At 44.3% G+C, this 21502-nt stretch carries 11 protein-coding genes; 4 read left to right on the plus strand and 7 right to left on the minus strand.

Annotation, left to right across the window (positions count from 1 at the left end; translation table 11 throughout):
* Positions 1-392: 392 nt before the first annotated feature.
* Both NG22_RS12775 and ispE read right to left on the minus strand, forming a co-directional pair.
* Positions 393-5096, minus strand: a complete 4704-nt coding sequence (locus NG22_RS12775) for a tetratricopeptide repeat protein (protein WP_082305078.1) — start codon at positions 5094-5096, stop codon at positions 393-395.
* Between the two features lie 300 nt (positions 5097-5396).
* Entirely contained in the window at positions 5397-6218 is an 822-nt protein-coding gene (ispE, locus tag NG22_RS12780; RefSeq protein WP_053406951.1) for a 4-(cytidine 5'-diphospho)-2-C-methyl-D-erythritol kinase, read from the minus strand.
* Positions 6219-6336: 118 nt separating this feature from the next.
* Here ispE and NG22_RS12785 point away from each other — a divergent pair, with 118 nt between their 5' ends.
* A complete protein-coding gene (locus tag NG22_RS12785; RefSeq protein WP_053406081.1) occupies positions 6337-7380 on the plus strand; it encodes a DUF481 domain-containing protein in 1044 nt (347 codons plus the stop codon).
* Positions 7381-7435: 55 nt separating this feature from the next.
* On the opposite strand, the gene NG22_RS12790 is transcribed toward NG22_RS12785, so the two are convergent.
* On the minus strand, positions 7436-9628 hold the full coding sequence (locus NG22_RS12790) for a S46 family peptidase (protein WP_053406952.1): 2193 nt from the start codon (positions 9626-9628) through the stop codon (positions 7436-7438).
* Between the two features lie 186 nt (positions 9629-9814).
* On the opposite strand from NG22_RS12790, the gene NG22_RS12795 reads away from it, so the two are divergent.
* The 3 genes from NG22_RS12795 to NG22_RS12805 all read left to right on the plus strand — a co-directional run bounded on the left by NG22_RS12795 (position 9815) and on the right by NG22_RS12805 (position 13174).
* Positions 9815-11056 (plus strand): DnaJ domain-containing protein, encoded by a 1242-nt coding sequence (locus tag NG22_RS12795; protein ID WP_053406082.1) that lies wholly within the window; start codon positions 9815-9817, stop codon positions 11054-11056.
* A gap of 355 nt (positions 11057-11411) precedes the next feature.
* Positions 11412-12233, plus strand: a complete 822-nt coding sequence (locus NG22_RS12800; protein ID WP_053406083.1) for an enoyl-ACP reductase — start codon at positions 11412-11414, stop codon at positions 12231-12233.
* 107 nt (positions 12234-12340) lie between these two features.
* Positions 12341-13174 carry a diacylglycerol kinase family protein gene (locus NG22_RS12805; protein WP_053406084.1) on the plus strand — a complete coding sequence of 278 codons (834 nt, stop codon included), beginning with the start codon at positions 12341-12343 and terminating at the stop codon, positions 13172-13174.
* A 26-nt stretch (positions 13175-13200) separates the two neighbouring features.
* On the opposite strand, the gene NG22_RS12810 is transcribed toward NG22_RS12805, so the two are convergent.
* The 4 genes from NG22_RS12810 to NG22_RS12825 form a co-directional block, all read right to left on the minus strand.
* Positions 13201-13452: a hypothetical protein gene (locus tag NG22_RS12810; protein WP_157601072.1), complete on the minus strand. Its 252-nt coding sequence runs from the start codon at positions 13450-13452 to the stop codon at positions 13201-13203.
* A 123-nt stretch (positions 13453-13575) separates the two neighbouring features.
* A complete protein-coding gene (locus tag NG22_RS12815; protein WP_157601075.1) occupies positions 13576-15177 on the minus strand; it encodes a T9SS type A sorting domain-containing protein in 1602 nt (533 codons plus the stop codon).
* Positions 15177-20453 (minus strand): S8 family serine peptidase, encoded by a 5277-nt coding sequence (locus tag NG22_RS12820; protein ID WP_082305079.1) that lies wholly within the window; start codon positions 20451-20453, stop codon positions 15177-15179. The genes NG22_RS12815 and NG22_RS12820 overlap by 1 nt, the downstream gene beginning before the upstream one ends.
* 176 nt (positions 20454-20629) lie before the next feature.
* Complete coding sequence (locus NG22_RS12825; RefSeq protein ID WP_053406088.1) at positions 20630-21397, minus strand: TrmB family transcriptional regulator; 768 nt, start codon at positions 21395-21397, stop codon at positions 20630-20632.
* Between the last annotated feature and the right edge of the window lie 105 nt (positions 21398-21502).

The raw sequence follows: 21502 nt of genomic DNA on the forward strand, positions 1-21502 counted from the left end.
GCTTTTAGGGAATTTGTTGACGACTAAATATAGGCCTTGGGTTTATGCACATTCTTTGATTCTGCTTTATTTTTTTTTAAAAATGCCCTGAATTTTGCAGCCTGCGCTGGTTAAAAAAGCCTGAGCTGAAACAAAAAAAGCCCGCAACTTGTGCGGGCTGTTATAAAATTATGATTTTAAGCTTTTGCGCTAGAGCATGTTTAAAAGCACACCATCCGGCTACAAATTCGAATAATTGGAAGCGATTTTGGCTTTTCATCACGCTCTTAAGGATGGAGGGCTTTGCCTGAGCTCCTTTGGGGGAATGATAAATGATATGCTATCTCACATTCGCCCAAAGCGCGAGGCCCGAGCACCTGACCGCCCCTAGGGTGCCCCCCACACACAAAGTCCTATTTACAATATTGTTTGATCATGAAACCTGCTTTTCGGTCGCCCATGCTAGCGGCTTTTTGCCAGTCTTCACAAGCGCCTTGGTTATTTTCCAGTCGCCTTTTGATATTCCCGCGCACTAAGAAGTAGTTGGCTTTGGAATCATCCAGTCCAATGGCTAAATCCATATCCTTGATGGCACCCATCAGGTCATTTTCCTCCACCAGCAAACTTGCCCGATTATAGAACATTTCCGGATCTTTTGGATTCAGTTCAATGGCCACATTATAATCCTTAATGGCTGCTCTGAAATTCCCTTTCTGTTCCAGAATCAATGCCCGGTTATAATACACATCCGGATTCTTTGGATCCAGCTCAATGGCATTGGTCAGGTCTGCCAGGGCTTCTTCATATTTTTCCAAATAGACATAAGCCGTGGAACGGAAACGGTAAATATCACCGGTTTTGATCCCTTTGTTTACGGCGTCTGACAAAGATTTTATGGCTTGTTCAAACTCTTCATTTTCCAGGCGCGCCTCTCCTAAATGAGCGTAAAGCGTAGGTTCATTGATTTTATTATTGGTCCGCTCATAATAAGAAATGGCGATATTGAAATCTCCCTGGTGATAATAACATTCCCCGATATAATACAGTATTTCCTCCTCCTGTTTCTCGGTAAGCTTCTCGAACTGACGTAAGTCGACTACAGCTTTTTCATAATCATTAATCAAATAATAGGCGACCCCACGATTTTCCAGGGCTTTTGCGTATTCCGGCATCTGATCCAATGCCGCTGTATAAGCCGCAATGGCCTTTTCCTTGTCTCCAGTCATGAAGAGCGCCTTACCTCTATTGTTCAATAATTTAGCATTATTTCCGCCCTGGCTCACTGCCTGATTGTAGTCAGACAAAGCTCCTTCATAATCTTTAAGGCGGAATTTGGTATCTCCACGCTGCTGATAAGCCTCCGGATAGCTGCTCTGTAGCGCTATGGCCTTATTCAGGCTTTGTAAAGAAGCGCGGAAATCACGTGCTCCATATTGCACCATTCCCATATGATAGAACGTTAGCGGATCCTGAGTGCCTAACTGAATGGCTTTCTCCAAGGCCGGCTTGGCTCCCTTTTCATTTTCCTGAAACATTTCGGCATTTCCCAAAGCATTGAATCCGGTCAAATCCTCCCGTCCCTTCAATCCCCTTTGAAGATCAGGAATCGCTTCCTCATATTTTTTCTGAATATACAAACAAACCCCTCGGCCTAAATAGACCTCCTGATCTTTTACCCCCTGGGTGATGGCCATGTCCAGGCGATCATATGCCTGCTCGTATTTCCCCAGGCGGAAATAAGCCGTACCAATCATGGCGCCCACCTCTTTGCCTGCATTGGCGTTCTGCTCTAAAGCGATGAAGTCAGTAAGGGCTTTTTCGTAGTCCGACATTTTATAATAGGCTAAACCACGGCCCTGAAGCGCTTCAATACTATTGGCATCAATGGCCAGTGCATGAGAATAAGCAGTAATAGCCTCTTCTTTCTTTTTCAATGCGACTTTTACGGCACCCAGATCTGAATAAGCGGCGATGGTTTTTTCACCGGCGGTAGTGGCTGCTTCTAATGATTTCTCCGCGTTGACATAATCCTTGGTTTTATATTGGCTGCGTCCTAAACGGAATTTTTCTTCTGCTGTCAGGCCTCCTGCTTTCGCTAGATCAGTGGCTGCCTTCTCAAATTGATTCGTCAGAAAAAGGGCATTTCCTCTGGCTTTTAAATAGGCCGGATTATCCGGCTGCGCATTGATTGCCCGATTCAAATCGTCTATGGCCGGCGCGTTTTTGCCTAATTGGTAATAGCACATTCCTCTATCTCCATAGTAGGTGGGCGCATCATAACCTAATCGGCCCGCTTCCTCGAATAAGCTCAGCGCCTTTTCATAATTTTTGGCCTTTAGTTCCATTTCAGCGGCCAGTCCATAAACCTTTTTATTTTTGGAACCCTGTGATATCGCCTGATCCATATTGGTTTTGGCATTCGTCTTATCGCCCATTTCATAAAGAGAAATCCCCAGCATCTCATAGAGTGGGGTTGCCCCTTCACTCAGGCTTTTCGCTTTCTCCAAATCTGATTTCGCCGAAGCATATTGATCCTGACGATATTTTGCGGTTCCTCTCAATAGGTAAGCCACGGAATTTTCAGAATTCTGCCCTATCACCGCATCCAGTGCTGATGTAGCCTTAGGATAATCCTTCAACTTCATGGCCAATTTGGCGCGCTTCATCTGTATTTCTTCCCCATTGGAGCCTGCAGCTACGGCTTTGTCATAATCCGCTAATGCTGCTGCCTCCTCCTTTTGCTTCAGGTTCAGGCTCGCCCGGGTTTCGTACAAATCTGCCTGCTGATAACCCAGTGCCTCTGCCTTGTTTAATTGGATCAAAGCATTGTCATAATCGCGAATAGCATAAAGTGCCAGGCCATATTGCCCCGCAACAGTCGGCGTCTTTAAAGCGCCTGAATTAGGGAAGGCCTCCACGGCCGTTTTCATATCGCCACTTTCATAAGCCGAAGCTCCTAATTTTTTCAAAACATCCGGATCGTTCACCCCACCTTTTACCGCCATTTTCAGGGCCGCAGAGGCTTCCTTATATTGCTCCATTGCATATAAAGACAATCCTAAAAACTGATAACATTCCGGTTCGCGAGCACCGCCATCAATGGCCTCCTCCAAATGCTGAATAGCCTCCGCATATTGCTCCAATTGGTAACAAGCCAATCCCCAGGACTTTTCCAGCGCACTGCCGGAGGCACCACCAGCCTTTGCTTTTTGAAAATAAGGAATGGCTTGCTGGGCCTGAGACTTTTGCAGGTAAGCAAATCCAATTGCCTGATACATTTCGGCATCAGTACTGCCCATTTCTTCTGCTTTCAATAATATAGATAACAAATCTGCATGATCAGGCTGCTCTTTCAACATCGCCGCTCCCAGAGTAGTATACACTTCCGCCTTTTGGCTGGACATTTCCACCGCCTTTTGCAAGTGAGGAATACATGCCGCCACCTCATTGGCTTCATATTGAGAAAGCCCCAGGCTCTCGTAAAGCTCCAAATCCGACTTTCCCTTTGCTAAAGCTTTTTTGAAATGGGCCACGGCGGGTTTTAACTGCTCCGTCTTCCAATAAACGGTGGCCAGCTTAAAATGAAAGTCAACATCATCTGCGCCGGCAGTTTGCGCCATAATATAAGTCTGAATAGCAGGATTATATTGCTTTAACTCCACCTCTGAGGCTGCCTTCATGATCAAAATCTCCACCTCATCAAAGCCACGAGTGACGGCATCTTTCAGGGAAGCTGCGGCCAGTTCATATTGTTTTAGCTGATAAGCGGCCACCCCTTTATACAAAGTCAATTTTTTATCCTTACCGCCCATGCGCTCGGCGTTTTGGGCATCTTCCAGGGTGGACTCCCATTGCTTAAGCGCATAATGGGCTGCCGCACGGTTTTCCACGGCCTTTACATAAGTGGGATCTATCGACAATGCCTTGGTCAGGTCAGTTTTGGCCTGAGCTGCATTACCATTAAGCAAGTGTGCTTTTCCCCGGTTATTATAGAGGGTCATTTCTTTATTACCGGAATTTTCAGCCCCATTATAATTGCTGATGGCCTTATCGAAATCCTTTTGACGGAAATAGGCATTTCCTAACTGAAACTGGCTCTCCGCGGTTTTGGGAGCCTTTTCTAAAATGAGTATGGCCTGCTCAAATTGGTTCTCTTCATAAAGTGCGGTTCCCAGGGCGGTCAGTGCTTCCGGACTGGCTTTTCCCGCTGCTTCAACAATCGTTAAATCATCAATGGTGGCTTTGAAATTTTCAGTTTTGAAGCTCAGCAAACCGCGGGATTGCAAAATCTCCAGGTCTCCTTCTTTATAATCCAATGCTTTACCATAAGCAGTGCGTGCACCGGCCAAATCCCCCTTGGCCTCACGGGCCTTGGCTCCATAGTAATAGGCGGTAAACTCACTTCCCACCAAACGCACACATTTGGCAAAAGTGGCCGCGGCTTTTTCATATTCCTTTTGGTCAAAGGCTTCCATGGCGATCAGCAAATTGCGATTTGCTCGAAAGGAAGGCAACCAGTCTTCTAGTTTTTGATTTACCTTTTGTAATTGGTAAATTCTCTGGGCATCGATGATGGCCGTTTTACCCTCTATCACCTGATCGGCCACTATCCCAATCACTTTTCCGTCGGCAATTACAGGTGCCCCATCCGCTTCAATGGATTTATTGGATAAGGCCCAATGTCCATAGTTTTCAAATTTCACCGCCTTATCCAGAGAAAGGGCAATCGTTTCTGCCCCCTCCGCATTGTGCTTTTCCACTTTTGCTTGCTGGCCTTTGGAGGGCATGCCCACCGCATAGGCAATAGTGCCCTTGGCTTTATTCACGGAAAATTTCACCAGGCTGGTGGCTGGATCAAACGCCAAAACCTTTCCGATGGAATAGCTTTGCCCGTCTGCCAGGATCACCTCCACTTTCACCGCTTTATGAAAGCCGGTTCCACGGCTAATGGCCGTTCCGTTTTCATCAATAAAAAAGCCGGTAAATGCATTAGCCTGCTTTCCATTGGCACCAATGGTTTTGATTAAGAAAGTACCGGGGTTTTGCGCTGATTGCGCATGAGACGAATAACCCACTCCCCAAAGAAGGAGTAGCAGAAAAAGTAATTTTCTTTTCATAGGTCAATGATATGTTGGGATGACGAACGGGCCGTCGGTAAATGCGTAAAATGTTAGGTTCCGATTACAAATATTACGAAAAAAGCGACAAGACTCCTGCATTTCCGGCAAAAATCGAAGGAAATAGAGACGCTACCTTTATTTTCAATAACCCTCTAATGTTCAAATAAATACCGCTTATCCCTAAATTTATCCTTAAAACGATGTAAAATGACACCAATAAAAGCAAAATAGTTGTCGCAAAATAAACCTGTTCGCAACAGGTATATCAAAAAAGCTCAATATTAAACTAATCTTCAATCAAAGCAAACTACTATGTTTCAGATAACTATCAGAAAAGCCTTCCTTAATTTGTTCAATTTTCTGATCACCTTCAAATATTCCATAAACCGTAGCGCCCGATCCGGACATGGAAGCATAAACTGCCCCGGCTTTATACATATCTTCCTTTAATTTCGATATTTCAGGGTGATTCGGAAAAATAGACGCCTCAAAATCGTTTTTCAACAAGCCTTTCCACGCCTTAATCTCATAATTTTCAATGATTTCCTTCACCGATAATTCGGGTACTCGAGGCGAAATTCCCGCATAAGCTTCGGCGGTTCCAATATGGATATTCGGATTCACCAATAAAATCTGATAGCCTGAAAGGTCCACATTCACCGATTCAAAAGTGGTTCCGGTGCCCGTAGCCAAAATTGGTGTATTCTTAATAAAAAACGGGCAATCACTCCCCAAACGAGCAGCATAAGACTCCAATACCGCCACCTCAAGCTGCAGATCAAACTGCTCATTTAAAAGTTTAAGGGTAAATGACGCATCCGCGGATCCTCCCCCCAGGCCGGCACCTATGGGAATAATTTTCTCCAGGATAATTCTTACCGTGGGCATAGGATAATCTTTCGCCAACAAATGATAGGCTTTTAGACACAAATTACTGTCCGGGTTTCCCGGAATATGAATGCCGTAGCTTTCAAAGGTGGTTTCGGCCGCGGGCACAATTTCCAGAGCATCCTTCCAGTCTACCGGAAGAAAGACGGATGAAATATTATGAAAACCATCTGAACGCCTGGAGATTACATCAAGCCCCAGGTTGATTTTTGCATTTGGAAAAGAAATCATGATCAAATATATCAAAAAGGGTTCAGTATGAAAACAAGTAAAATTACAATCGAGTTGCCAAAATAAAAGCTTTCGATTAAGCTCATTTAATTCATACGATAAGGACACTTTTACCTCCATGAAAACACAATACCTCTACCCACTTTTGATATTATTTTTTATTCCGTTAATTACTATAGGGCAAACAAAAGTCGATGAACTCATCCTAAAAAACGGGGATGTCATTCATGGAGAATTTACTAAGTTACAAAGGAACTACGTCTTTATTGATGCTGATTACGGAGATGCTGATTTTAAAATTGATTGGGATGAAATTGAAAGCATCTTCTCTGAACGCACTTACAATATTTATTTAAAAGGAGGAGACCGGGTTGTAGGAAGCTTTAAAACAGACCCAAATGATTCTACGGCTGTCATCATCACGCCCTTTTACGGAGGGCAGCCCTACAGTAAAAAATTAAGAGAGATGGTCTCTATAAAGACGGTCGATACTAAATTTATTGATCGCTTCACCGTTGGGCTTAGCTTAGGCTATACCTTTACCAAAGCCAAAAATGTGCAGCAATTTACCGGACAGGCCAATGCGCGTTATGCAACTGATAATTGGGCTTTAGGCGGGAATGTCAAATCTGTCCAAAACTCCCAGGATTCCGTGGCGGATACACACCGAACCGATGGGGCGATCAATTGGGCATGGACATTTTACAAAAGCTGGTTTGCCGGCGTCGGGATGAGTTTTCTCAGCAATGATGAGCAAAATCTAAAATTGAGGACCTCCACCTCTGCTCGTATTGGTAATTATATTGCCCGCTCACATAAACTGGACTGGCTGGTATCAGCAGGTATGGCCTGGACGAATGAACGCTATATTAACACAGAAACCTCCAATGCTACCTCTAACTCCGCAGAGGCTGTGGTCTCCACCCAGTTGTCCATTTTTGGTATTGATGATTTCACCTTAAATACTAATCTGGATACTTACGCCAACCTGAATACTGCCGGTAGGTACCGGGCCGATTTCACCGTGGATCTGACCTGGGATTTACCCAAAGGATTTTTGTTTAAAATAGGAAACACCACCAACTACGATAGCAAACCGGTAAGTCCGGGTGTTTCTGAAGTCGATTATGTATTTTACACCACTTTTGGCTGGGAGTTATAGCATAAAAAAGGCAAGCCGATCTGGCTTGCCTTTTTCATGAAGTGCCTGTTAAAAATTACTCCACTACCTCTTCAACTTCAGGCAGTTGAACGGGCTTGGGATCTTCTTTTACCAAAGTCATTTCCTCCACCAAATGTCCGGCACCGGCATATACATCCACTACCCACAATACATAGCGAATATCCACAGCAATATTGCGGCAAATGTCTTTATCGTATTTGATATCCGACATGGTGGATTCCCAGGAACGGTCAAAGTTCAAACCGATCAAACGGCCGTGGCCATCAATTACCGGAGAACCGGAATTACCACCTGTGGTGTGGTTGGAAGCGGTGAAACAAACAGGCAATTTGCCCGTCTCATCGGCATACTGTCCATAGTTTTTGTTGGCATAAAGTTCTCTCATGCGATCTGTGATCACATAGTCATCTGCTCCAGCCATTTCTTTTTGGAAAACACCATCCAGATAAGTGTGAGAAGTGAAACGCATGCCGTCATATGGGTTTGAACCATCCACCACACCATAAGAAACACGCATGGTGCTGTTGGCATCCGGATAGAAAGTTTTCTCCGGCATCATCTCACGCAATCCGGCAGTATAAGCACGGTTCAGTCTCTCCAAAGCATTTTGTGTATCCGTCATAACGGTTTTCACTTTCTGGGTATAGATGTCGTAGAATTCACGCTCCAGCTGAATGGCCGGATCTTTCATCAATTGCTTCACGGCTTTTTCATTGAAATTCTCCAATAAAGCATTGACCTTTTCTTCACTTACCATGGCTGACTTTTCAAAGATAAAATCCGCATAGTCCTCCATATCGCCTTTATATTTCTTTACCGCCGCATTCAATAGGGCTGGCTGGAAATTCGAATGGATATCCTCATGGTAAAGTCCCATCAGGGACGCAAATACTTTTTCATCCGTGGCCGCGCTGTAATCCTTAAAGAATTTCTTAGCATATGCCTTGGCGCCTTCAATACTCTTCTCCTTATCATCCGGCAGGGCGTCAATAATAGCACGGAACTTCGCAGCCATGGTCAAAACCTCTGTGCCGTAAACAGCCTCGCGGATATAGTTATAAGGCAATATCACATCCTGCTCCTCTTTGTGCGTCTGCTCAAATTTTGACAACAGGCTTCCGTATGTGGCTTTTCTGTCCGCATCCGCATCTGCCCATTTTTGGAAATTTGCTTCCAAAGCCTCTTTCTCGTCAATGGCGTTGGTTACCTTCAATCCACGGTTCTCTCCAATCCACTTTTTATAGTAATTCGCTACGCGGGCATATTTGGCAGAATACTTAATACGAACGGCTGCATCCTTATCCATATCCGCCTTCAAAATATTCAATTTGGTCTCGCGGATTTTGATTCGGTTCGGGTTAGTCGTTTCTACCAAAGGCTTCACCGAATAGGTGGTCAAATACTCCTGTGTACGCCCCGGAAATCCGAATACCATGGTGAAATCGCCATCTTCAACGCCAGTCATATTGATGGGTAAGAAATGTCTTGGCTTCAATGGAACATTCTCCTCCGCATATTTTGCAGGGCTGCCATCCGGTGCGGAATATACACGGAACATAGAAAAATCTCCGGTGTGACGCGGCCACATCCAGTTATCAGTATCTCCTCCAAATTTACCAATGGCCGATGGAGGAGCTCCTACCAAGCGCACATCGTCATAAGTCTCGGTAACAAATAAATAGTACTCATTGCCATAAAACATGGACTTCACCTTGGCGCCATAGTGCGTGCCTTTCGTTGCTTTCGCCACCACCTGATCAATATTCAGGCTTACTCTTTCCTGGCGCTCTTCTTCCTCCATAGCAGGAGTAATGCCATCCAGAACCTCTGAAGTCACCTCCTCAATACGTACAATGAAAGTCACGAACAAGCCCGGATTCGGAATTTCTTCCTCACGTGACATGGCCCAGAAGCCATTCGTCAATAAATCATTTTCAACAGAAGAGTGAGACTGAATCTGCCCGTAACCGCAATGGTGATTGGTTAACACCAGGCCTTCGGGAGAAATTAACTCTCCCGTACAAAATCCGCCAAAAGACACCACTGCATCTTTGAGGCTGGATTGGTTCACACTGTAAATATCTTCTGCAGACATTTTCATGCCCCTTGCCTGCATATCTGCCTCATTCAGGCTTTTCAATAATTGTGGGAGCCACATGCCTTCATCTGCTTTCGTTAGCACAGGCGTGAGCAATAATAGCAGGGCGAATCCCCACTTCTTCATCATCTTCATAGGTATTGATTCCTTATAATTTGATAAATCGTATTTTTCTTCCAAAACCTTATTTTCCGGTTTCTAACCATCTTTCAAATTTCATCTAAATTTATGTCATTTCAAAAGAGAGTTTTCGTATTCAAAAAGATACCATCTGCAACATAACCGTTTTTACTTTCATCCCAACAATCACGCACCTTGATCAACTATTACCAAATATTAGGCGTAGATCCCACATCCAGCTCGCCGGAAATCCGAACGGCATACCGAAAACTTGCCCTGCAATATCATCCCGATAAAAACCCAAATGATCCTGAAGCGGAAGAAACGTTCAAGCTTATCTCCACGGCCTATCGGGTACTCATTGACCCGGAACAACGTGCTGCCTATGATTTTTTGATTTCCCACCAACACCAAACGGCCCAAAAGTCTGATACAAAACAGGAAGAGGACGCTTTTAACCCCAGAAAAAGAACCACCTATCAGCAGCGTGAAAAACATCGGGAAAAATATTACCAACAAAATCCGGAATCCCGACCGGAGCCTATCAGCTATTGGGAAAAGCTGGGGCAAAACCACTGGATGAATGTGATGACTGCTGTGGCGTTTTCTGCCCTGCTATCGATAATGGTCGGGATCCCAATCTATATGTATATTAAAAAGCAGCAGGAAAAGGAAATTGCCCGCCTGATGGAAGAGCAAAGAAGGTTTGATGTGGCCCGGAGTTTATATGAACATAAGGCCTACCATGCAGCCCTGGACTCTTTGGAAATTTTAGTAGCGCATCCAAAAGCGAATTTTGATATTATCTCTTACCGTAATGCGATCCTGAATGATCTTTATGAAAAAGGGCAGGATGCCTACTTCGATGAAAAGTATCAGCATGCGGTCTATTATTGGCAGTTACTTGTAAAACACTCTGATTATTCTGCGGTACTTTATCAGCAACTGGCCATGGCCTATGAGGATATTGGCGCCTACCAACAGGCGCTTTCTATTTATGAAGAGATGGTAGGAATGGAACAATTCAACATTCCATTACTACTTTCGGCCGCCTCACTTTGCGCAGACCAGCTCATAAATAATGAAAAAGCCCTAAAGTATTATACCATGGCCACTGATGCCATGATTGATGCCTATATTATTAACTATGGCCGCGCCTATGCCTTGGTTTTGCAACCCAAGGACATTCCCGAGTCCCATTATATTGCACACTATGGGCTTGCGGTGGTATTGGCCAGACTGGAAGAATATGAACGGGCAAAACTTGCCTGCGACTGGGCCATTTTTCTCCGCCCCAGAAGGCCTGAAGCCTATAATGTTTTAGGAAACTGCTATTATGCCATGGATCAACGACAGGAAGCCTGCGAAGCCTGGGATCAGGCCATTCACAGAGGAAGCTTACAGGCGGGGGAGTGGGTGGCCCGCTTCTGTCCCTAATTTCACTACCGATAAATGAGCGGATTCGAATTATAGCCCACCAAGCCCCAAAAACCCAACCAACAAGCTTATTATCAGAACACTAAAGCAATTATCCCAGATTTTTAATTAGTCCAGACCGGGGATTAACTTTCATCCTCCTCATTCCGCTACTTTGTTGGAAAAAACTCAAAACTGGAAACTATTCCTTCATTTTAACGGCCTTGCAGCTAAACAAGGGTTCAAGCATGAATACTCCGCACCAGGGCTTCACCCTCCGTTAAATTAGCATCGAAAAAGGTCGGGGATATTGTGGAAGATTTATAAATTGCAGGCTAATTTCGGAAACTGAAATAATATATTAAACTATAATACCATGGCAACTAATCTGCTAAAAGGAAAAAGAGGGATCATTTTTGGTGCCTTAAATGAAGAGTCTATCGCTTGGAAAACCGCTTTGATGGCACATGAAGAAGGTGCTGAATTCGTACTTTCCAATGCTCCTATCGCTTTGCGTATGGGTAAAATTAAAGAATTGGGCGAGGCTTGTAATGCAGAAGTTATTCCGGCAGACGCGACCAGCGTTGAGGATTTGGAAAACCTATTCAACAAAGCATCCGAAATTTTGGGCGGTAAAATTGACTTTGTATTGCACTCTATCGGCATGAGCCCGAACGTTCGCAAAGGCAAGACTTATGGTGATTTGAACTATGACTGGTTCCACAAGACTTTGGATATTTCAGCGATGTCTTTCCACAAAGTATTGCAGACTGCTGAGAAATTGGATGTAATGAACGAGTGGGGATCTATCGTAGCGCTTTCTTATATTGCTGCACAGCGTAGCTTCTCTCACTATGCCGATATGGCGGATGCCAAGGCATTGTTGGAGTCTGTTGCACGTGGTTATGGTGCGCGTTTTGCCGCTAAAAAAGTACGTGTAAATACCATCAGCCAGTCGCCAACGGTAACTACGGCAGGTCAGGGTATCACCGGATTTGATGATTTCTTCAACTTCGCAGATCAGCTTTCTCCATTAGGAAACGCGCCATCTGAAGAGTGTGCAAAATACATCCTTTCTCTATTCTCTGATTACACCCGTTATGTAACCATGCAGAATTTGATGCACGATGGTGGATTCTCCACTTGTGGTATCACAGAGGAAATGATGGAGACTTTGGCCAAAGCACGTCAGAAGTAATACTGACATCATAAAAAGACAATATCACCGACTGCTATTTAGTGGTCGGTTTTTTTATGCCTTAGCGTTTGATTTCGTTTATTAGAGAAAATTTTTCCCAGCGAATCATGCCCGAAATACAACCCCAATACCTCATTATCTATAACCCGATTGCCGGCGCCGGTAAGATTCAGGGATTAAAGAAAATGGTCAAAAAAAGCTGGTCCGGAAAAATTGGTTATAAATGGAAAAAAACCAAATATGCCGGACATGCTGCCGAAATCGCTCGAAAAGCCATCGGCCGGTATGATGCCGTAATCGCCATTGGTGGAGATGGAACCGTGAATGAAATTGCCGGAGCACTAGCGGGTAGTCCAACAGCCATGGGCGTCCTCCCAAAAGGTTCAGGCAATGGATTGGCGCGGCACCTGGGCATACCCATGGAGCTGAAGAGGGCCATCAAATGGATGCGAAAAGCTAAAACCCAACCGGTGGATACACTGGAAATGAACGGGAAATTTTTTATCAATGTGGCCGGAATCGGCTTTGATGCCCATGTAGCACACCGGTTTGCAAAAGCCGGCAGCCGGGGATTACACACCTATGTGAAGGAAAGTATTCTGGCTTATTTCACTTACCCGAAAAAAAACTACCGCCTGCAATGGAATGGGCAGGACTTATCCACTAAAGCGTTTTTGATCAGTATTGCGAATTCTTCCCAGTTTGGTAATAATGCCTATATCGCCCCCCATGCCAGTGTTTCGGATGGAAAGGTGGATGTTTCCATCATCAGGGCCTGCCCGATTTGGTATGCGCCCTGCATGGGCTATCGCCTGTTTACCAAAACACTGCATCGCAGCCGATTCTACCAAAGTTTTCAAACGAAAGAAGTGCTGATCTCCTGTGAAAGAGAGGAGGAGGTGCATCTTGACGGAGAGGCAGTTCAGATGGAGCTCCCTTAACAGTGAAATTGCATCAGGGAAATTTATTAATGCTTAGAAGATAAAGTGCTGAAGATATCTGAGGACTTTATTCTGGTGTACATTAACCAGCCTGCCATAAATAAAAGGCCTACTTTAACCAAACGTGCCAAAACGACACCTGAAAAAAAGCCCCATTCATAAGCGGAAGAAGCTTCCACTATTTCTACCGGCTCAATCAGGAAAAACGCCAATAACAATGGTAAAACGAAAGCGAATAAAAAGAATAGGGTAAAGGAATAAATTAAACGATTGCTCATTTTGTAGTCTGCTAATTTAGAGTTCAAATCTAGAACTGAAATATGATTTAAACAATAATTTTTAGCATAAAAAAATCCCACCGAAGCGGGATTTTTAAAAAGCAATAAACATTACAAGTTGAACTATTCCTTAATCACCTTAGCTATGGACTTACCCCCAGACCAGCTGATCTGAAGAAGGTAATACCCTGAAGGCAAGGCGGACAAATCACTACTTACCCGCTGGCTTTCTGCCCGCTCTGCAAGGGTCATCAACCTCTTACCTGACATGTCCATTATCTCCAACTGCACCATCTCATTGGCCGCCACCGTAGGTAGAATCACGGATAAGCCTCCAGTGGTTGGATTAGGATACACTTTCATGGTAGCAGCCATTCCGGAAGAAAGCGGTGCCTGATTTACTTTTACCTTCAGAGGAGCTGAGGTAATCAAACCGGATTCATTCTCTGCTACAACCTCCAACTCAGTAGTTCCTACTGCCACTCCCAAAAGGACAAGCGTTGTTTCTTCCACAAAAGCAGAAACCATTCCGTCAGCAGTCTTCACATAAAAATGAAGTGCCTCCTCATCCAGTGTTTCGAAATAATCTGCCAGATGCACTTCCTGCAGTGCTGCTACCTGAAGCTCGTAATCCGTAAATTCCTGAGTCAGCACCGGTGCTACTTTCACATCATTCACCAAGACTGAAAGCGTAAAGGTTGACTGTGCTCCCAATTCATCTACAAGCAAAAACTCTGGAGCATATTCCCCACTCATCAGATAATCCGGAGCCATTTCCAAAATCATTTTCCCTTCTTCCAAACGATAAGTGAAATCATCGGCGCCATTGATAGCAGAAAGCGTCAGCGCATGATTTTCTGGATCTAAAAGCTCAATTTCCCATTGTGCTTCCTCCCCTTCATTGATCTCAAGGGGCGCCAGTTCTTTTGCCATAGGTGCACCATTAAACAGAATGCTTGTTGGCACTTTCACCGTCTCGCGCATCGGCTCATTATGCCCTAGATACAGGTACCCTTCATAAACTCCCGGCTCGAAACCTTTCATTTCCGTGCTGATTTCCACCGTAGCTTCCTCCGCTGTTTCCAGGCTTCCTGTTTTCGGTGAAATATCCAGCCATTCGGCCCCGTAAGCGTCCATCGCTCTCAGCTTAATGGCATAAGTATAGTAGAAAGAACTTGAAGAAGACATGGCTTCCCAGGTGACTCCTCCATCCAGCGTCACGAAATACTTTCCGATCACTGAGGGCACATCATATTCTACTGGTAGGCGATAGTGGATATCATCTGATGCTACCATCTTAATGGTGAAAACCTCTCCCTTAGTGAAGTAAAGTGGTTGCGACAGTGGGATATTCTCCATCGCTCCCGTTTCAGAAACAGGGAAATACTCCTCAGTCGCCAAAACCTCTGCCCCGATAGGGCTGTCTCCTTTGATCACGATAACAGTCCATGGAGAGTCCGTTTGCTTAACAAAATAGTTACGTATATGCGTCAAGGTAAATCCCTGCGGGTTGACTACCTCAAACTTAGCGGCATACTGAACATCTACTTGATCAGAACCTAAAAGACTCATCGGTATATCCGTTGCCAAATCATAAGCCAGAGAATCAGAGAAAGCATGCTTCTCTTCATGTACCACTCTCGCATTTACCATTTGCTCAAAGGAGCGTTCCGGAATTGGCATTTCGTCTAAAAGAGCGAAACTCGTGGATACGTTACTCTCCACTACGCGAGCATTGGATGGAGTTGGTATCGGGTTTCTACTACCTGTTCAGATGCTTTGCTCCAACCGTAACGCGTCAGCCCCAAGGTAACATCATAATCCAGTGGCATCTCTTTCCCTATATTTGACAATTGAAAAGCGTACTGCCCTAACTGCCCTTGGTTCACCAATATATCAATCGTATCTTGGCGCGATGTATAATCCATAACATACTGCAAGTATGGCGCTGATTTGGCATCTCCGACAACAGGTAGTGTCAGCTCGGTGGCATTATCAAAGGCAAGCACCAAAGTATCATAAGTGACTTCATCAGTCAAAGCCTGATAACGCACACTCAATGACACTTGATCAAAGGCGCCTAATGGCAAGGTGTCTGTCGTGCAAGTAAATGAGTCCCCTTCTTTAAATGAAGCAGAAAACATTACGGGCAAGCTGCCCTCATTACGAATATCTATTGGCAATGTCTGCTCAAAGGCTGAGTCTAAAGCATAAATCACATCATTAAATTCAAGCTGCTCTTGGACTGTGGATAATTGAGCCTCACCGGTAACTTCCAACTGGACATTTGTACTCCAGGACGGCTGATTAACATCATCACTATAGACTGTCATTTCGTATTCATGACTACCCACAGCTGTTGACGCTGCATTATATTGCATATCGATACTAAGCTCTTCATTAGGATTAAGAGTAAACAATTTTGGTGCTTTCACCTTGATTGTTTTACCTAAAATTTCTTTAATGAAATCTGCATTGCTTTCCATGTATTGCCAAGCTAAATCACCCGTTGAGTTTTTCATCCCTACTATCTGATAAGTAAATGCTGTTGGCAATTGCTTATATGACAACTCTATTCCACCATCAGACGTCAATATGACTTGTATAGAAGTTTGGGTATACGGAGTTAATGGCCCCGCCATTACTGCCCACATATCATCAAATTGAATAATCAGACGGTCCTCCTCTTCCAACAGATAAATTCCACCCTCACTAGAAGCGTACATTCTCATCCAAAAAGCTGAAATAACGCCTAAATCTGCATTGAAGGCCAATTGATCTTCATTAATATCATAACCAGGAAATGGCGCTGCATTACCAAACGCATAATCTGGAATCCCCCCATTAAAGCTAAGTACCCCTGCACTCGAAATACGAATTTGACGCTGTATTTCTCCATAAAATGGAAAGTTAAATTTATCGAAATGGTAAGTGGTGATATAATCTGGATATACCATATCCTGAAACAGCTCCCTTCCCTGCTCTGATATATCCAACCATTCAACACCTTCCGTTATTTCAAAAGAGTAGCCAAAATTACCATCTCCTCTTTGCAAAGAAGGAGTATCATCCTGTAAATTAAGCCATGCAGGGGTGCTTACAACAAAATTCAGCGACTCTGTCTCAGAGGTATTGCTAACCACCAAACTGGTCTGCTCTCCTAAAGCTCCATAGGCCATCGTGGCAGAAGTAAGGAAATTATCGGCCCTTACATTCATTTCCGGAGACTCAAGCCCTTCGACAGATAAGGCGATAGTGAAATCAGTATTATCAACTGAAATAGTCAAATCCCCAGAATGCTCTCCTACACCCGGTAATTGCGCAATAACTTTTAAATTCACCACTCCTCCTGCACTTATACTGGATGGAACATAGCCTGAAATAGTATATCCTTCCGAAATACTTTTTACCTGAAAGCTTGCTTTTGCATTCCCTGTATTTTTCACTGCGATACTCTGTGTTATTTCAAGCCCCTCCTGATAAACACTTTCACCAAAATGGATTTTTTCGGGTACCTCAATTATGGCCTCACCAATCAATTGCACGGAAAACTTCAGGCTACCTCTTCCAACTGGAAAGTCATAATAAGTGGTTCTGCTTGAGTTATAGCCATTGTCTTTCAAGCCTTCGGTATTGATGAAAGCTTCCACCTCCATCGATTCTCCCACTTTCAAAAATCCTTTATAAGGCGTTAAGAACTGAATATAACCGCTACTCTTTCCATCTTCAAAGCTGGAGAATATAAACTCACCGTCACGATCTCCGGTGTTGGTAACCGTGAATTTGGCCGTTCTGGTCTCCCCGATAGGAATTGCATTTTCATCCACCCACTCAAATTCCGCCTGATCCACTTCCATAAATGCACCTTTGATATAATGAGCACTCAATACCAAACGTTCGGTTTCCTCCTCTTCTTTATGAATTTCCAAAATGCCTGATACCGTACCGACTTCTGATTGCGCTACCGCTTTTACCGTTACTTCTACTCCCTTGCCCGGAACAATCGGATTAATCACAGCCGGAGATACTTCAAAATATTCTGAATCCCCTACCGTTAAACGAAGCGTATCTGTCAGTGCTTTTCCTTCATTGCGAATTAAAAACTTACGCGTTGCGGCCTTATTCAGATAAAGCGTTGAAAAGTCTACGGCATCCTCGGTGATCACGATTTCCGGTTTATTTCCCTTGACAGTCAAAGTCACCGGACGGGACAATGGCCCCTGCATCGGGTCATCATGACTGGCAATTAACTGCAAATTATATACACCGTCATACCACTCATTTCCTTTGATGGTCATGGTGGTCAAACGACTTTCACCGGACTCTACCACTACAAAATTAGGATCAAAAGTAACCAGGCTGTTTGTTTTCAATACCTCAAAAGCACGAATCTTAAAGAGCATGCGCTGAGCCGATCCAAAATCCTGGAAGTAATTATGGCTCTCCCGTCGAACATAGGACTTTCCTCTATAGCTACTGGTGACGTTTTCTCCACCCAGAGGATAGAAAACCCCTTGTGGCGAAAGTACAGAAATCCAGAATACCTCTCCTTCCGCTACTGCCACATCCCTTGAAAATGAAGCAGAATACCATTTTCCTCTCTGATCATCCACCCGCACCGTCACACGGTGAACCGGCGTGGTAATCGGGCGGTCATCTCCTCCCACATAAATGGCCAGAGTATAAGATACTTCCGTATACATCTCACTACACAGGAATGCACTTAACGCCCCGATTTTCATATCCCGGGGAGCGGTGAATTTATTTAAAAATTCCGTAGTCCCCCCGCCATTTCCGGCCATAAAATTCGGCATATATTCCTGATCATGGTGCAGAGAATCAATGGCTTTATAGGTAGGCATAATCACTACCGGATCGGAAGCTGTAGTAGTATTTGAAAAGTTACCTGCTGAAGCATTAAATGGAATTGCAGAAGGTTCCGGATGATCTGAAAAAGGGATAACAGCATTGCTTTCCGTGGAGAATGCGGATAGGCGGCCATTGGTCATTTCAGGTTCTTCTTCCATTTGGAAATCATTCAGACGGAAAGAAACCCGGCTTGGCCATTCCCCGGTATTTTTTACTGCCATGGTTGCCTGTGGATTACTTTCTCCATCCAGATCTACTTCCAATGCAATAGGGGATTCTTCTACCCAGGAAACTTCCGCTGATGGTGTAGTGGTAAAAGTCATGATTTCTGACAATTCCGCACGATTACCGAACTGATCCACCCCACGAACCGCCAAGCTATAAGTAGTGGTAGGCATTAATCCATTAAAAATATAGCTCATAAAAGCGTTAGAAGTCCCACCGGAATGATGCATCACACTGGCTGCATTTTCAAAAGCCGCAGATTCCTCCTGCGTAAACTCTCCCTCGGCCAACAAAATTTCATATTCCTGAACGGTTAAACCAAAGGCATCGGTTACCAACATCCAGCCAATCTGAGCACCTATAGAACCAATAGAATAAAATCCCCAGTTTTCAATGGTATTCGGCTTTTGACCTTCGTCTTTCACCAAAGCTGCATAGGCATCCAATCGACCTTTCCCTATTTTCCCTACGAAAGAGGTGTTTAGGTAATCAATATTCGCCGAATGATCAATCAATCTGCTACGAATCTGATCGGCTGTTATCTGATAGGCATTATTGGAAGCCACAAGCGCAGCCACACCGGTCACGTGAGGCGCTGCCATAGAAGTACCTGAAATGGCCACATATGCTCCATTCGGATAAGTGGAGTAAATATTACTCCCCGGTGCCGCAATATCAATGGTTTCATTCCAATAAGAAGATAATGCCTTCTGGTCATTGTGATCCACATTGGAGACCGAGATTACTTCCTCCATTATGGAAGGGAAAGAATAAGCCGGACGGGTATACACCGGATTATAACCAAAGTTACCTGCCGCAAAAATCACCACACCTCCATCTACCGGACCTACCGCATTTCCTTCATCATCACGACCTGCCATGGCAATAAAATAACGGATAGCGTCTTTCTGAATTTCTGACTCAGTCGCATCCGGAAAGCCCCAGGAGTTATTGGTAATCACTGCTCCCATATCAGCGGCATAAATAAAGGCTTCTTCAAATCCGCCCTGGGTGCTCCATTGCAAATAATTCGAAAATACCTGCAGGGACATCATACGAATACCATCATCCGGACCAGAACCACCGGCCACTCCGGCCACTCCAATACCATTATTGGTTTCGGCTCCAATCGTACCGGCAACATGAGTACCATGGGTATGTGGAATAATAGTAGGCATATTATCGGCAAAGTTCCATCCGTAGACATCATCCACGAAGCCATTGCCGTCATCATCAATTCCGTTGCCGGGAATCTCTCCGGTATTGACCCAAAGGCGATTCATCAAATCAGGATGGTTCACATCAATACCACCATCAATGACACCGACAACTACATCTGGAGAACCTGTCTCAATCCCCCACGCTTTCAGTAAATTGATATCAGCTCCGGATGTTCCACCCGATTGACCTTGGTTGTCATAGTGCCATTGCTTCTGAAAGAAAGGGTCCGAGGGAGCAGTGCTCATCGGCTCACCAAATAGCTTACAGAGCATTTTTGGTTCCACTTTTTCCACCATTTCCAAAGAACCGAAGGAAGCCAGTAAGGCCTCTACTTCATTCAAAGAGTCGGTCTCAATTTCGTACCACTGATGCAGTCCGAAAGCACGGTGACGCTCTTCAAATTTGCCGGCCTCCCGAAAAACTCTTTTAATACTTTTGGTCTGAAACTGGGTATTGAACTGGTCAAATTCTTGAATACCAGTCTGGTTGATGGAGATCTGACTGGATTCAATCTGACGCAGCTGCGCCTCCAGATAAGGCAGATCTTTCTCTTTGATTTTCATTCGAATCACCCCTTTGGTGGGAATGGATTCTTCTTCCTGCGCCCATGCCACGCCTGAAAAAATCAGACATAGCAGTGCCAGTAAGCTCATCCTTCGGATGGCTGTCACAGTAGTGTTAAGCATGATAGGTAAAGATTAGGTTACACTATAGTTATTATATTTCGCTTTATATTGATGCTTCCCTGTCCCTCATTCTTCTTGCGCGTAAAAGAGGGAGGTCAGAAGGTTTCATTTTTGAACAAAACAAGGCCGTTAAGCCTTCAAGGCTTTTCTTTTTAATATAAAAAATGGGTTCAGGGCTAAAGCTCCGCTGCAGACTCCCAGTAAAAGTTAAACAACTGAAACATGGACCTCGCAAAAGCCTCGTCTTCTATCGACAAAGCCATATTGACGGGTACATCATTTCCTCCGTGAATCAGCAACAGCACATATTGGAAGTCCACCATCAGCATTTTAAAAGGCAGTGCTTTCGCCATTCTTACCTCTTCGCCCTGGGATTTAAAATAGGCCGCCAGCCGCTTCACATCCTCCTCACTTTCTCCTTTGGGTATTTCATAAATCCCCTTAAATACCACGCCCTTTTCCATGGAAGCCTCTTCTGAAGGATTCACTTCCGGCAAATTTGAAATATCCACCGAATAAGGTGCCTTTGAAAAACCGACTCCGATTTTTTCCGCCAGGCGAAAAAGTCGGTAATACTCCTTCAGTATTTCATCCGCATCTGTCAGGGTACGGAATACGGAAACCGCCGGCTGCTCCAGTTTCTGAAATTGTTCTTCCAGCTTTTTACTTAGCGTCGCCAATTCCTGTTCTTGTTGTAACAACTCATCCCGCCTGCGGGAAAAAGCTGATTTCGGAGAATTCACGGCATACATCTTCGGTTTTTCAGAAGTCAATCGGCAATAGCCTTTATCTGCCAGGCCTTCCATAAAGGCATATAGCTTTGAAGTAGGAATACCACAAACCCTGGAAATTTCTGAAACCGCTAATTCTCCCTTATCCAGCAAAAGCCTGTAAATCTTCAACTCTTGTTGGGAAAATCCAATTTTACTTAATAACTCATCCATTGCTACTACCAAAAGTAGTAGCTAATTCTGTAAAACAAAATTATTTTGAAATTTATTACTACCCCAAAACAATATTTCGAACAATAAGAAGGACGCAAAATAAAC

This window comes from Persicobacter sp. CCB-QB2, assembly GCF_001274635.1.
In the GTDB taxonomy this organism is placed as follows: Bacteria; Bacteroidota; Bacteroidia; order Cytophagales; family Cyclobacteriaceae; genus Persicobacter; species Persicobacter diffluens.

Excerpts from the sequence above, each read along its gene's own strand:
- NG22_RS12775 (WP_082305078.1), bottom strand. The coding sequence starts at position 5,096 with ATGAAAAGAAAATTACTTTTTCTGCTACTCCTTCTTTGGGGAGTGGGT.
- ispE (WP_053406951.1), bottom strand. The coding sequence starts at position 6,218 with ATGATTTCTTTTCCAAATGCAAAAATCAACCTGGGGCTTGATGTAATC.
- NG22_RS12785 (WP_053406081.1), top strand. The coding sequence starts at position 6,337 with ATGAAAACACAATACCTCTACCCACTTTTGATATTATTTTTTATTCCG.
- NG22_RS12790 (WP_053406952.1), bottom strand. The coding sequence starts at position 9,628 with ATGATGAAGAAGTGGGGATTCGCCCTGCTATTATTGCTCACGCCTGTG.
- NG22_RS12800 (WP_053406083.1), top strand. The coding sequence starts at position 11,412 with ATGGCAACTAATCTGCTAAAAGGAAAAAGAGGGATCATTTTTGGTGCC.
- NG22_RS12805 (WP_053406084.1), top strand. The coding sequence starts at position 12,341 with ATGCCCGAAATACAACCCCAATACCTCATTATCTATAACCCGATTGCC.
- NG22_RS12810 (WP_157601072.1), bottom strand. The coding sequence starts at position 13,452 with ATGAGCAATCGTTTAATTTATTCCTTTACCCTATTCTTTTTATTCGCT.
- NG22_RS12820 (WP_082305079.1), bottom strand. The coding sequence starts at position 20,453 with ATGCTTAACACTACTGTGACAGCCATCCGAAGGATGAGCTTACTGGCA.
- NG22_RS12825 (WP_053406088.1), bottom strand. The coding sequence starts at position 21,397 with ATGGATGAGTTATTAAGTAAAATTGGATTTTCCCAACAAGAGTTGAAG.